Genomic DNA, 12,832 nt, shown 5'->3' on the forward strand with positions numbered 1-12,832 from the left:
CCTTACTTGGTCGTGTAGCCGCCGTTGATCAGGATGGTCTGGCCGGTGATCCACCAGCCGTCGCTGACCAGGTGGCGGATGAAGGGCACCACGTCCTCGATGTCGGTCAGGCCGGTCTTGCTGAAGGGCGACAGCGCCGCGGCCGACTGGTGATAGGCCACCGCGTCGGCGCCTTCCTGGCCGTAGAAGAACGGCGTGTCCATCGGGCCGGGGCCGACCGCGGTGACCGAAATGCCGCGCGCGCCGAATTCCTTGGCCGCCGCGCGCGTGAAGTGTTCGACCGGGGCCTTGGTGCCCGCGTAGGCCGAATAGAACGGCGTGAACGCGCCCAGCAGCGAAGTCACCAGCGTGCAGATCTTGCCGCCGTCGTTGACGTGCTTGCCCGCCTCTTTCAGGAAGAAAAAGGCCGACTTGCCGTTGACCGCCGCCATCTCGTCGTACTCGGCCTCGGAGATCTCCGAGAACGGCTTCTTGAGCACCTTGCCGACCGTGTTGATGGCGATGTCCGGACGGCCCACCGCGGCCACGGCGTCGGCGAACAGCTTTTCCATCGCGCCGGCCGAGGTCAGGTCGCCCTGCAGCGCCACGGCCTTGGCGCCGGCCTGTTCCACCGCCGCCACGGTGGCGTCGGCCTCGGCCTTGCTCGCGGCGCTGTTGTAGTGGATGGCGATGGCCTTGGCGCCCTGCGCGGCCAGGTCGCGGGCGATCAGGCCGCCCAGGTTCTTGGCGCCGCCGGCGATCAGGACCACTTTGCCTTGGATGCTGTGCTTGGACATGGGATTTCCTTGTCGTGGTGAGGGAGTGCAGCCACTTTATTCGCTGGATTTATCCCAATAAATACGGTAGTTATGTCTACACTATCCAGGATTCATTACCAATCACGCCCATGGACCGCATCGACCAGCTCCGCATCTTCATCCGGGTCGCCGACAGCGGCGGGTTCACCCTGGCCGCCGACCAGCTCGGCCTGCCCCGGCCCACGGTATCGCTGGCGATCCAGCAGCTGGAGGCCAGGCTGGGCACGCGGCTGTTCAACCGCACCACGCGCCGAGTCGGCCTGACGCAGGACGGCGAGGCCCTGCTGGAGCGCGCCGTCGCGCTGGTGGCCGACACCGAGGAACTGGAACAGCGCTTCCGGCCGCAGGCCCAGGCCCTGAGCGGCCGCCTGCGGGTGGACCTGCCCAGCCGCATCGCGCGCCGCCAGGTGGCGCCGGCGCTGCCGACGTTTTTCGAGCAGCACCCGGGCATCGAGCTGGACCTGGGTTCCAGCGACCGGGCCATCGATCTGGTGCATGAAGGCATAGACTGCGCGCTGCGCGTGGGCGAGCTGCCCTCCAGCAGCCTGGTGGCGCAGCCGCTGGGCACGTTCCGGCTGATCAATTGCGCCAGCCCCGCCTACCTGGCGCGCCACGGCGTGCCGCGCACCCCCGCCGACCTGCCGCGGCACCTGGCGGTCAATTACGCCACGCCGAACTACGGCCGCGCCGCCGCCTGGGAATGGGAGGAGCATGGCAGGCTGCAGACGCTGACCATGCGCGCCCAGGTCTCGGCCAACAACGCCGAAACCTATATCGCCTGCTGCCTGGCCGGCCTGGGCCTGATCCAGATCCCCGCCTTCGACGTGCGCGAGCATCTCGAAGCCGGCGAGCTGGTGGAAGTCCTGCCCGGCTGGGCGGCGCCGGCCATGCCGGTGCAGATCGTCTACCCGCACCGGCGCCATCTGTCGCGCCGCGTGCGCGCGTTCAACGGATGGCTGGCGCAGGTGCTGGCGCCTTGCCTGGCGTAGCCGGGCGCGCCGCGTTTCAGAAGCGCTCGGCGCTGGCGCCGGCCGTGCGGTAGACCTCCGTCACGTCGCAAAGATCCGCCTCGTCGACGGAAATACCCTCTTCCCGCAGCACCCGGCGCACGATGGCGAAGCACGCCGCGCCCGTGGGAATGCCGCAGTAATGGCCGATATGCAGCAGCACTTCGCGCAGTTGCGCCAGCGGTACGCCGGTGCGCAGCAGCGCGTTGCGCACGTGGCGCTCGAATTCCTCCATCTGGCCGGCGCCCGCAAGCATGCCCAGGCTGATCAGGCTGAGCGTGGGGCGGTCGATAACGCCGCGCGACCAGGTCCCCGCCCAGCTGGCGTTGGTCACGTACATATTCCACGCGCGGTCGAGTTCGCTCATCCGGGTGGCCAGCGTTTCCACGTGCTCGTCGCCCAGGACGGCGCGGCGCGCCGCGCAGCCGGTCGGGTCAAAATCGGATTTCATTGCGGTTCCTCCGGCGTTGCGCCGTCCTGTCCAATAGTTGGTTCACGCAGCGCCAGCCGCGCGCGGCGACTGCCGCCGGCGGCTGCGCGCCGTATTCGGCATTGAAAACTTCGACGGCGATGTCGCCGGCATATCCGCGCGCCGCCAGTCCCCGCAGCACCGGTTCCAACGGCGCGCTTCCTTCGCCCGGAAACAGGCGATGGCCCCGGCTGACTTCGCGCGGCGTCATGCCGCCGGCGACGAAGTCGCTGATCTCGACCAGAAACAGCTTGTCCAACGGAATCTCGAACACGTCGGGGATCTCGCCCTGGATAAGCGGATGGAAAACGTCCAGCTGCAATCCCAGCGCGCCGTGGTCCACGGCCGCGATCAGCGCCAGCGCCTGCCGCCAGGACGACACGTGCGGCGCCCAGCAGATGGGCTCGTAGGCCAGGCGCAGCCCGCGCTGCGCCGCCAATTCCGCCGCCTGCCCCAGGTCGTCCGCCAGCCTGCCGCGATCGCCGGAGGCTTGCGCGTCGACATTGGCGGCCAGCGTCACGATGGGGCTGCCCGCCAGGCAAGCGAGGTCCATCATGCGGCAGGCGATGTCGAACTTCAGCTGGCGGACCGGCCCGCGGTAGCCTTCGAGATTGCGGATGGCTTGAAAGGCCGACACGGCCAGGCCCTGGTCGCGCAGCACGCGCAAGGCCACCTCCGGACCTTCCAGGTGGTCGAACAAATCCCTGGCCCACAGCTCGGTGGCCTCGAAGCCCGCCTGCCGGATGGCCACGGCCTTGTCAGCAAAACTGCCCGCCAGCGTGGCCGTGGTGAATGCGAGCCGGTTCATGCCGTTGCGCCCTCCCCGGGTCCGGCCGGCAGCACGCGCAGCCGGCGGTAGTCCCGCAGTATTTCCAGCATCTTCGCACGGGTATCGACCCGCTCGACGAAACCGTGGCCGCGCAGTTTTTCCAGGGACATGGTCTGGTCCCACTGCAGCGCCAGGGTGGCGTCCATGAAGTTCCAGTCCACCAGCTTGACGATGTCCGGCTGCGCAAGCTGCTGCGATTGCGCGAGCCGGGCCCAGGCCGGCTGGAATTCCGGCATCCGCTGCGCCAGCCTGAGCGGTTCGGGCGGCCCGGCCGTCATGCCGAAGCATGCGGCGATGGCGGGCCAGACGCTCTCCCAGGAAAACGTATCGCCGTTGGCGACGTTGAAGTCGCAGCCCTGGGCCGCCGGCGTGGTCGCGGCCCAGACCATCGCGTCGCTCAGCAGGCCGGCATCGGTGCAATCGATGCGCGCCATGCTGGCCTCGCGGCTGGCCGGAAAGGGCAGCGCGCGCCGCCCCGAAGCCTGCATCGCGGCGGCGTAGACGCCGATGCCCAGCATGAGGTTGCTGGGGCTGCCCACCGCCAGGCCCGTCACGCAATGCGGCCGCAGGGTCGCCCAACCCCAGGCCCGCCCGCGCTGGCGCTGCGCCAGCAGATCGCGCTGTTCGTAATAGAAATGCGGCTTGTCCGGCCGCGGATCGCTCTCGCGGGCCGGGGTCGGAAAAGGCCCGTCCACCGAGCCGTACCACTTCAGGCCGTGCACCAGCTGCACGTGCCGCAGCGAAGGCCAGTCCTGGATGGCGTCCAGCACGCGCGCCAGCGCCGCCACGTTCTGCTCGCGCCCGATCACATAGCCGTCCTGCCACACCCTGGCCAGGAAGAACACGTGGGTCACCTCGCGCAGGTCCGCCAGCGCCGCGACCGAAGCCGCGTCGCAGACGTCCAGCGCCAGCGGCGTGACGCCGGGCTGCGGCGATGCCGGCAGGCGGCGCTGGGTCGAGATCACGCGCCAGTCCCCGTCGCGCAACAGGCGTTGCCGCAGATGCCCGCCCACCAGCCCCGAACCGCCCACGATCAAAGCCGTCTTCATGGCGTCAGCCCGCCCTGGCGCCGGAAGCCTTCACCACCTCGGCCCATCGCAGCGTCTCGCTTTGCACGTACTTGGCGAACTCGCCGCGGGACAGGCTGGCCGCGTTGGTGCCCAGGTCGCGAAACCGCGCGGTCGTGGCCTGCGCGCTGAGTATCTTCTGGAGCGCGGCGGCGTAGGCGTCGAGCGTCTGCGGCGGCGTTCCGGCGGGCGCGAACAGGCCTTGCCACGACGTCGCCACCAGGCCCGGCACGGTTTCGGACATGGTGGGTATGCCGGGCTCTTCGGCCCAGCGGTCGGCCGAACTGACGGCGATGGGCTTCAGGGTGCCGGAACGCACCTGCGCCAGCGCGGTAGGCATGTTGTCGAAGGCCAGTTGCACGCGGCCGGCGACCAGGTCGGTCATCATGGCGCTGCTGCCCTTGTAGGGCACGTGGGTCATTTCGGTTCCGGTCTTCATCTTGAACAGCTCGGCCAGCACGTGCGTGGAGGTCCCCACGCCCGCCGAGCCATAGCTGAGCCGGCCGGGATTCGCCTTCAGGTAGGCGATCAATTCGGCCAGCGTGGAGACCGGCACGCTGGGATGGACCACCAGCAGGTTGGGCCCGGACGCGACCAGCGAAACCGGGTCGAAGTCGCGGATGTTGTCGTAGCGCAAGCCCTGATAGAGCGATGCGTTGATGGCGTGCGAACTGACCGTGCCCATGACCAGGGTGTAGCCATCGGGCCTGGCCTTGGCCACGTATTCCGCGCCCACGCTGCCGCCCGCGCCGGGACGGTTCTCCACGACGATGGGCGCTTTCCAGACCTGCCCCAGCTGGTTCGCCACGTAGCGGGCGACGATGTCGGTCACGCCTCCGGCGGCCAGCGGCACCACGATGGTGACGGGCCGCTCCGGAAACGCGGCAAAGGACACTCTGGATGCGCAGGCGGTCAGCGCCAGTCCCTGCACGAATTGTCTTCTGGTGATACCCACGGCTGTCTCCTTTCTGGTGTGCGAACGACGCGCGCGCCGGTGGCGACGGCATCGTTGGTGAACTGCCCGCCGGGTCTGCGCCCGGATGTGGGTGGATACGGGATACGCCGCCTCAGCCGGGATTCATGGGATCGGGGTCGAAGCTGGGCGCGACGCCGCCCAGCGGCGGCATGTGCCACGCGCCGGCCGTATGGCGCCTGGAATCCGCGTCGACGCGCACGTCCAGCACCGCCGGCCCTCCGCAGGCCAGGGCCGCCTGCAGCTGCGCCGCCAGGTCGCCGGGCCGTTCGACCAGGAACCCCTGCGCGCCCATGCTGCGCGCCAGCATGGCGAAGTCGGTGCTCTTGAGTTCGCCTTCCATGCCGGCATCGCGAAACCGCGTGCCGAACTCGCGCCCGTTGTAGAAGCCCCGCTGCAAGTCGCGGATGGAGACATAGCCGCAGTTGTTCCACACCAGCCATACGATGGGCAGGCGATACTCCACCGCGGTCGCCACCGCGCTGGCGTGCATCAGCATGCCGCCGTCGCCGACCACCGCGACGACCGGCCGCTGCGGCGCGGCGAACTGCGCGCCGATGGCCCCGCCCACGCCGAACCCCATGGTGGCCGAGCCGCCCGACTGCAGGAACCGGCCCTGCCCGTGCACCGGCCACTGCTGCACCATCCAGCTGTGATGCTGGCCTATGTCCGAAAGCACGATCGCGTCTTCGGGCACGGCGCGCGCCAGCTCGCGCACCACCCGGCCGGGATGGATCGGCACCTGGCCGCTGCTGCGCCCTTCTTCCAGCGCCTCGCGCCACGAGGCCTTCCATTGGCCGGTGGCGGCTATCCATTCGCCGTAGCGCGCTTTGCCGCCCTGCGCATCGGCGCGCGCCGCTTCCAGCAGTTGCGCAAGGAACGTCGCGGCGTCGGCGACCAGCCCCAGCTCCGTATCGAAATTGCGCGCCAGCGCGGCGGGGTCGAGATCCACGTGGATGATGCGGGTCGACGCGCTGTGGGTCACGCCTTCTATCCAGCTGCTCGTGCCGCGGTCGCCGAAGCGGGTCCCCAGCGCCAGCAGCACGTCGCAGCCGCGCGCCGCGCGGTTTCCGGGGTAGCCGCCATCGCGGCCCGTGGGCCCCAGGTACAAGGGTTCGTTCTCGTCCAGGATTCCCTTGCCCTGCGGCGTCGTGGCCACCGGGATCTGCAGGGTCCGGGCCACTTCGGCCAGCACGGCAGCCGCGCCGCCAATCAGCGCGCCGTGGCCCGCGAGTATCAGCGGGCGGCGCGCGCCGCGCAGCAGGCTCAGCGCGCGCGCCACGCCATCGGCCGGCGCCGCGCTGCGGCAGTCCACGCCCGCGCGCCAGGAGGCGCGGCCCGGCTGGGCGATCGCGGTTTCGTCGAAGACGTTGAACGGAACGTCCAGATGCACCGGCCCGCGGCGGCCCGACATCATCTCGGTGTAGGACTGCTGCATCAGGGCGGGCAGCATGTCGGCGCGCGTCGCCTGGTAGCTGCGCTTGACGTATGGGCGCATGGCCGTGACGAAGTCGGCCTGGTAGTGATGGCCCAGTTCCTGGAACGGCGCCTTGTTGAACTGCTGCGTGGGAATATTGCCGGTGATGGCGTACACGGCCGAGGAATCGAACATCGCATTGGCGATCGCCATCTGGATGTTGATGGAGCCCGGTCCGCAGGAAGTGAACGTCGCGGCGGGCTGGCCGCTGACCCGATAGAACGCGTCGGCCGCGAAGCCGGCGATCTGCTCGTTGTGGACCGAAACGGTCCCGATGCGGTCGCGGCGATCGTACGCGGCGTCCATCAGCCCGATGATGCCGTGGCCGCACAGGCCGAACAGATAAGGAACCCGCTCGGCGATCAGGTGCTCGACGATGATCTCCGACCCTTTCAACTGACTCATTCCATCCTCCCCTCTGGTTTTCTAGAGGCGGCTGGCGGCCGGCGCGAAATCCCGCGCCATCGCGTCCAGCATCGCCTGTATGGTGTCGAACACCTGGGCGCCGGCCTGCTGCAGGCTGGCCCGCTTGGACTCCAGGGACCCGCTCTGGCCCATCACCAGGGCGCCGGCGTGTCCCATGGGAATGCCTTCCTTGGCCTGGGCGCCGGCAATCAGCGCGTACACCGGCTTGCCGCCGCCCAGCGCCTGCCAGACGCCGGCGAACTCCTCTTCCTCGTTGCCGCCGATTTCGCCGATGAGCACGATGGCTTGCGTCTTGCCGTGATGCAGCAGCCCCTGGGCCAGATCGCCGAAACGCGTGCCCTTCACGGGATCGCCGCCGACGCCTATCCACAGGCTCTGGCCCAGCCCCTTTTCCCGCATGCGCCGTCCCACCTCGTACGACAGCGTGCCGCTCTTGGACATGACGCCGAAGCATCCCGGCGCCAGCGCGGCGTCCGGCAGGAATCCCAGCTTTATCTCGCCCGGCACGCACAGGCCCGGCGTCGAAGGGCCGATCCACGTCACGCCGGCATCGCGCGTCAGCGCCCTCAGCCTGACGGCTTCGTGCACGGGGATGCCTTCGGCGACCGTCACGATCAGTTTGATGCCGGCCGCCACCGCCTCCTGCACCGCGGCCGGCACCGCGGCGGGCGGCACGATGGCGATGCTTGCCTGGGCCCCGGTTCTTTCGACGATCTCGGCGCAGCGCTGCGAGACCGGCAGGGCGTCTTCCTCGCCCTTCTCGACGGAACCCGTGCCGCCAACGATGTTCGTGCCGTATCGGCGCATCAGGTCGGCATGCATCCGGCCCATGCGGCCCGTGATGCCCTGCACGATGACCGGCGTCCTGCGATCCATGTCAAACAGCATGAGCGCTCTCCTTGGCGGCGGCCTGCCGGGCCAACAGGACCTGCACCTGGTCCAGCGCGCGTTCGAGGTCGGGCTCGAAGCACAGCGCGAGATCCGGGTTGGCGTCGATGATGCGCCGCGCGGCCGCTTCGCCGTTGCCCACCAGCCGGGCGACTATCGGCACGCGCCAGTCCGGGCGCGCCCTCAGCGCAGTCACGAGCAATTGCGTGAACTCGGCCAGGTCGGTGATGCCCGCGAATACGTTGACCAGCAGCACGCGCACGCTGCCCGCCGCCCGCAGCCAGTCGAAAATGCGCAGCAGGCGTTCGGGGCTGCCGCGCATCTGCCCCGTGCGGACGTCGCAGAAGTTGTAGGGCGCCAGTCCGCGCCGCACCATTTCATCTATCAACATCATGGAAAGCCCGGCCCCGGTGGTCACCAGGCCGATCTGCCCGGCGGGATCGATCTCGACGAAATCGAAGTCCTCCGAGTGCTTGCGCCAGCCGTCCGGATAACGGTGTTGCCGGGCGCGCAGCAGCGCCACGATCTCGGGCTGCTGCGCCAGGGTGTTCATGTCGATGACGACCTTGGCGTCGCCGGCCAGCACGCTGCCGTCGGGCAGCGCGAACAGCGGGTTGATCTCGGCGAGCAGCAGCTGCCTGGCCAGGAACAGCTCGGCCAGCGCCAGGCCGGCCGCCAGAATCGCGGCGCGGTGGCTGGCCGGAGCCGTCGCGGCCATCTCGTGCACGGCGCGCGCCAAGGCCGGCGCCTCCAGCGGCGTCACGGCGTTGTAGCCGTCGGCGCCGGCCTGCCGCGATTCGATGTCGATTCCGCCGAACGGCGAATAGATCAAGCGGGCGCCGCCGGCCGCCGCGTCCAGCATGAGCGCAAGATAATGTTCCTCGCCCGCGCACGCCTGCTCGATCAGGATCTCGGGAGTCTCGAAGCCCTTGATCCGCTTGCCGAGCAAGGCGGCGCGCACCGGCGGCAGATCGCCGGCCGACGCCACCGGCAAGACGCCGCCGGCCTTGCCGCGCCCGCCCACAGGGACCTGGGCCTTGGCGATCCACGGCCCCGCGCCGGGCAGGTCCGGCGCGAGGCCGCCTTCGTCCAGCACGCCGGCCGGCACGGCAATGCCTGCCCGCGCCAGCAGCGCCTTGCCATCGACCTCAAGCAACAACATAGGTGTCTCCGGTTTTCATGCGTTGAATACGACGAACCGCTCTTCGGTCATCTCGCGGATGGCGAACTTCGGGCCTTCGCGGCCCATGCCGCTGTCCTTGACGCCGCCATAGGGCGCCTGGTCCGAACGCCAGGTCGACGAGCCGTTGACGATGACCCCGCCCATGCGCAGCCTGCGCACCGCCGTCATCGCAAGCCCGATGGACTGCGTGAAAATACCGGCCTGCAGGCCGAACGGACCGGCGTTTATCTGGCGGAACACCGCCTCGATATCGTCGTAAGGCATCACGTTGACCACCGGCCCGAACACTTCCTGCCGCACGACGCGCGCATCGGCCGGCACGCCGGCCAGCAGCGTGGGCTGCACCAGCGCTCCGGCCCGCGCGCCGCCGCAAACCCGCTGCGCGCCGTCGCGGCGGGCTTCGTCCACCAGCGTCAGGATGCGCGCGGCGGAATGCTCGGAAATCACGGGACCGACATCGGTGGCTTCGTCCAGCGGATTACCCGTCTTCAGCGCGCCGACCGAGGCGGCGATCCGTTCCAGGAAGCCGTCATAGAGGGAGCGGTGCACGCATACGTTCTGTACCGATATGCAGCTTTGCCCGGCCAGGCGCATGCCGTTGATCGCGCACACCGGCGCGCACTCTTCCAGCACGGCGTCCTGCGCGACGATGGTATGGCCGACGCCGCCGAGCTCCAGCGCGACCCGCTTCAGGCCGCTGCCTGCCTTGATGAGCTCGCCCACGCCGCTCGATCCGGTAAAGGAGATGAAGTCGACCTGCGGCGCGCGCACCAACGCCGCCGCGGCCTGGTCGCCCTGCACCAGTTGCAGCCATTCGGGCGGAATGCCGCCTTCGAGCAGGATTTCGACGTACTTCTGCAGCGTCAGCGCGGCCTGCGCCGAAGGCTTGAGGATGACCGAATTGCCCGCCGCCCAGGCCGGGCCCAGCTTGTGGGCGGTCAGGTTCACCGGCGCGTTGAACGGCGTGATGGCGGCCACCACGCCCACCGGAAACCGCAGGCTCACGCCCAGCTTGCCGGCCCCGATCGCGCTGCTGTCCATCGGTATGTGCCGGCCTTCGATGCGCAGGCCTTCCTGCGCGGCCAGGTCCAGGGTGTCGGCGCTGCGCAGCACCTCGGTGCGGCCGTCGCGCACCGGCTTGCCGGTCTCCACGGCCATCACCAGCGCCAGCTCCTGCGCATGGGCGCGCACGTTGTCCGCCGCCCGGTGCAGTTTGCCGGCTCTTTCGCGCGCCGGCATGGCGGCCGCCAGTTCCGCGCCCCGCCTGGCCGCGGCCAGGGCCAGGTCGAGCAGCTCGGGCGAGCACTCGAACACGCGGCCGATCGATTCGCCGTTGAACGGATTGAACGCCGGCTTCGACACATCGGATGAAATCCATTGATTGTCGATGAAGAGAGAAGCCACCTGCGGCAGAGTCGGATTGAGCATGGGACGCCTGGGCTGCTTGGTTTCGGATGGGGCTACACGCCTATCAAGGACAGGATGCCATCGGGCGAATCCCCGTCCTTGAGAATGCGCTTGGCGATGAGGTCCTTGAGGGTCTCGCTCGCGCCGCCGCCCAGCGTGCCGTATCTGGCGCCGCGAAACAGCCGCGAAACCAGGTATTCGTCGGTAAAGCCGTAGCCGCCGTGCAGCTGCACCGCGTCGCTGGTGACGTTGATCGCGGTCTCGTTGCAGGTGATCTTGGCCGTGGCGCTGAGGAAGGGATCGGGAAACGGATTGGCCGAAAGACAGGCCTTGTACAGCATGCCGCGCGCCGCCTCGATATTGCGGTACATGTCCGCCAGCTTCCAGCGCACGCCTTGGGAATCGGCGATGGGCTTGCCGAAGATCGTGCGGCCCTTCGTGTATTTCACCGCCTCGTCGAACGCGCCTTCGGCCAGCCCCAGCGAAATGCTGGGGTTCAGGCAGCGCTGCGTGTTGAAGGCCGTCAGCAGCTTGCGAAAGCCGTCTTCCCGGATCACCAGGTTTTCCAGCGGCAGCTCGCAATCGTTGAACTGGACCTCGTGCAGGTTCTCGCCGCCCATGGTGTGATAGGTGCCGGTCACCGCAAAGCCGGGGGTGCTGGGCTCGACCAGCACACAGCCTATGCCTTCGCGGCCTGGCTGGCCGTTGACGCGGGTGAACACCACGAACATGCCGGCTTCCGGCGCCCGGCTGATGAGCGTCTTGGTTCCGTTCAAGATCAGGCGGTCATCCTTGACGACGACGTTGGTCCGATAGTTGGCCACGTCCGTGCCGGCATGGGGCTCGGTCATGCAGATGGCCAGGATGCATTCCCCGCTGCAGACCTTGGGCAGTATCCGCTCGCGGATCTCGCGCGGGGCATAGGTGGAAATCACGCGGGTCTGAACGCCGGCCTCGCCCAGCGCGGCCATCGCCGTCACATAGCAGACCTTGGAAATCTCTTCCAGGATCAGCGCGGTGTCGAACACCGGCAGGCCCAGCCCGCCGTATTCCTCGGGCACCGCCATGCCCAATACGCCGATATCGGCCAGCTGACGGATGTTCTCCCAGGGAAAAGTCCCGTCCAGGTACTCCAGCCCGCGAGGCTTGAATTCCTGCTGCGCCAGCTCGCGCACCGAGGCGAGCATCAGCCTGCGTTGTTCGTTCAATTGGAGATCCACGCTGCCTTCCTCATCGGTGAAAGTGTGAGGAAAGTCTATCTGCGCGCCACAGGCGCCTCAAACGACAATATCTCGGCCGCAGGCTGACTTTTGGTTAGGGCGCGCCGTCCGGTTCGTCCGCCGGCCTTGCCTGGTACGCGGCGAGCCAGTCGAAGAAAGACTTCACTTTGGATTTGGCGGCGCTGCCCTGGCCCGCCAGCGCATAGTAGCCACGGCTGCGCCGCAGCGTGATGGGCGCCGCGATCGCCAGGTCTCCGTGCGCCAGGTTCTCTTCCACGTATGCGCGCTGCACCAGCGCCACGCCCAGGCCGCTGCGCGCCGATTCCAGCACCACGCCCAGGTCCTCGAAAGACTGGAAACCGTTCTTGGGCGGCGCCACTTTGGCCAGTTCGAACCAGTCCAGCCAGTCGTTGCGGCGCGCTTCGAGCTGCAGCAAGGGCATGGCGGCGACCCGCTGCGCGATGTCGGCCGGCGATGCTCCGCCCTGCGCGCGGCCGGCAGGCTGCTCGGCCAGCAGGGCCGGGCTGCCCACGGGCACCAGCTCATCGTTGAACAACAGCATCGCCTGCAGGCCCGGCCAGTCGTTCTCGCCATACAGGATGGCGATATCGGCGTCGGTGCGCGCCGCGCCGGCGGCCGAACTGGTGACCAGCCGCACCTTGATGTGCGGAAAGCGCTTCTGGAAGGCCGGCAGCTTGGGGACGAGCCACTTGACCAGGAACGTGGTGTAGCCGCTGATCGTCAGGATGCTGGAAGCGTGATTGGCGCGGAAATCGTCGGTCGCCGTCGCGATCTGGCGAAACGCCCGCGACAGGTGCGCGGCATACTCGCGCGCTTCCGGCGTCAACTGCACGCCGCCCGGCTCGCGGTCGAAGAATTCGGTGCCGAAATAGTTCTCCAGCATCTTCACCTGGCGGCTGATGGCGGTGGGCGTGACGGAGAGTTCGGCCGCGGCGCGCGCGAAGCTGCCATGCCGGGCGGCGGCCTCGAAGGCAAGCAAGGGATTCAAGGGGGGAATGCTGCGCGCCATTGCGTCGATCTGCTGCAAGCCAGAGCATTGAGGCCCGCGAGGCCCGGGAAGCGCACAGT

General features: G+C 68.7%; 12 protein-coding genes. 1 reads left to right on the top strand and 11 read right to left on the bottom strand.

Features of this window, described 5'->3' with window-relative positions:
- Positions 1-2: 2 nt before the first annotated feature.
- On the bottom strand, positions 3-776 hold the full coding sequence (locus tag A6B37_RS13020) for an SDR family oxidoreductase (protein WP_102773402.1): 774 nt from the start codon (positions 774-776) through the stop codon (positions 3-5).
- Between the two features lie 110 nt (positions 777-886).
- On the opposite strand from A6B37_RS13020, the gene A6B37_RS13025 reads away from it, so the two are divergent.
- Positions 887-1,786, top strand: coding sequence for a LysR family transcriptional regulator (locus A6B37_RS13025; RefSeq protein ID WP_111825991.1), 900 nt, complete (start codon positions 887-889; stop codon positions 1,784-1,786).
- 16 nt (positions 1,787-1,802) lie between these two features.
- Here A6B37_RS13025 and A6B37_RS13030 read toward each other — a convergent pair whose 3' ends face one another.
- The 10 genes from A6B37_RS13030 to A6B37_RS13075 all read right to left on the bottom strand — a co-directional run bounded on the left by A6B37_RS13030 (position 1,803) and on the right by A6B37_RS13075 (position 12,773).
- Complete coding sequence (locus A6B37_RS13030; protein ID WP_102773400.1) at positions 1,803-2,255, bottom strand: carboxymuconolactone decarboxylase family protein; 453 nt, start codon at positions 2,253-2,255, stop codon at positions 1,803-1,805.
- A complete protein-coding gene (locus tag A6B37_RS13035; RefSeq protein WP_168202190.1) occupies positions 2,239-3,081 on the bottom strand; it encodes a sugar phosphate isomerase/epimerase family protein in 843 nt (280 codons plus the stop codon). Before A6B37_RS13035 ends, A6B37_RS13030 begins: the two co-directional genes overlap by 17 nt.
- On the bottom strand, positions 3,078-4,151 hold the full coding sequence (locus A6B37_RS13040) for an NAD-dependent epimerase/dehydratase family protein (protein ID WP_111825993.1): 1,074 nt from the start codon (positions 4,149-4,151) through the stop codon (positions 3,078-3,080). Before A6B37_RS13040 ends, A6B37_RS13035 begins: the two co-directional genes overlap by 4 nt.
- A gap of 4 nt (positions 4,152-4,155) precedes the next feature.
- Positions 4,156-5,124, bottom strand: a complete 969-nt coding sequence (locus A6B37_RS13045) for a tripartite tricarboxylate transporter substrate binding protein (RefSeq protein WP_168202191.1) — start codon at positions 5,122-5,124, stop codon at positions 4,156-4,158.
- 112 nt (positions 5,125-5,236) lie between these two features.
- The gene (locus A6B37_RS13050; protein ID WP_102773398.1) at positions 5,237-7,024 is read right to left on the bottom strand and encodes a thiamine pyrophosphate-binding protein; all 1,788 of its coding nucleotides are present in this window, start codon (positions 7,022-7,024) and stop codon (positions 5,237-5,239) included.
- Positions 7,025-7,045: 21 nt separating this feature from the next.
- Positions 7,046-7,933 carry a succinate--CoA ligase subunit alpha gene (locus A6B37_RS13055; RefSeq protein WP_102773397.1) on the bottom strand — a complete coding sequence of 296 codons (888 nt, stop codon included), beginning with the start codon at positions 7,931-7,933 and terminating at the stop codon, positions 7,046-7,048.
- Positions 7,923-9,095, bottom strand: a complete 1,173-nt coding sequence (locus A6B37_RS13060) for an ATP-grasp domain-containing protein (RefSeq protein WP_111825994.1) — start codon at positions 9,093-9,095, stop codon at positions 7,923-7,925. Before A6B37_RS13060 ends, A6B37_RS13055 begins: the two co-directional genes overlap by 11 nt.
- Before the next feature lie 15 nt (positions 9,096-9,110).
- A complete protein-coding gene (locus A6B37_RS13065) occupies positions 9,111-10,544 on the bottom strand; it encodes an aldehyde dehydrogenase family protein (protein ID WP_111825995.1) in 1,434 nt (477 codons plus the stop codon).
- 32 nt (positions 10,545-10,576) lie between these two features.
- Positions 10,577-11,743: an acyl-CoA dehydrogenase family protein gene (locus A6B37_RS13070; protein WP_102773394.1), complete on the bottom strand. Its 1,167-nt coding sequence runs from the start codon at positions 11,741-11,743 to the stop codon at positions 10,577-10,579.
- A 94-nt stretch (positions 11,744-11,837) separates the two neighbouring features.
- Positions 11,838-12,773, bottom strand: coding sequence for a LysR substrate-binding domain-containing protein (locus tag A6B37_RS13075; RefSeq protein ID WP_111825996.1), 936 nt, complete (start codon positions 12,771-12,773; stop codon positions 11,838-11,840).
- Positions 12,774-12,832: the final 59 nt, after the last annotated feature.

Origin of the sequence: Achromobacter sp. HZ01 (assembly GCF_003267925.1) — a bacterium.
GTDB classification, from domain to species: Bacteria; Pseudomonadota; Gammaproteobacteria; order Burkholderiales; family Burkholderiaceae_B; genus Achromobacter; species Achromobacter pulmonis_A.

Bases quoted from the DNA above. Each gene is read 5' to 3' on its own strand.
- A6B37_RS13020 (WP_102773402.1), bottom strand. From the start codon at position 776: ATGTCCAAGCACAGCATCCAAGGCAAAGTGGTCCTGATCGCCGGCGGC.
- A6B37_RS13025 (WP_111825991.1), top strand. From the start codon at position 887: ATGGACCGCATCGACCAGCTCCGCATCTTCATCCGGGTCGCCGACAGC.
- A6B37_RS13030 (WP_102773400.1), bottom strand. From the start codon at position 2,255: ATGAAATCCGATTTTGACCCGACCGGCTGCGCGGCGCGCCGCGCCGTC.
- A6B37_RS13035 (WP_168202190.1), bottom strand. From the start codon at position 3,081: ATGAACCGGCTCGCATTCACCACGGCCACGCTGGCGGGCAGTTTTGCT.
- A6B37_RS13040 (WP_111825993.1), bottom strand. From the start codon at position 4,151: ATGAAGACGGCTTTGATCGTGGGCGGTTCGGGGCTGGTGGGCGGGCAT.
- A6B37_RS13050 (WP_102773398.1), bottom strand. From the start codon at position 7,024: ATGAGTCAGTTGAAAGGGTCGGAGATCATCGTCGAGCACCTGATCGCC.
- A6B37_RS13055 (WP_102773397.1), bottom strand. From the start codon at position 7,933: ATGCTGTTTGACATGGATCGCAGGACGCCGGTCATCGTGCAGGGCATC.
- A6B37_RS13060 (WP_111825994.1), bottom strand. From the start codon at position 9,095: ATGTTGTTGCTTGAGGTCGATGGCAAGGCGCTGCTGGCGCGGGCAGGC.
- A6B37_RS13065 (WP_111825995.1), bottom strand. From the start codon at position 10,544: ATGCTCAATCCGACTCTGCCGCAGGTGGCTTCTCTCTTCATCGACAAT.
- A6B37_RS13075 (WP_111825996.1), bottom strand. From the start codon at position 12,773: ATGGCGCGCAGCATTCCCCCCTTGAATCCCTTGCTTGCCTTCGAGGCC.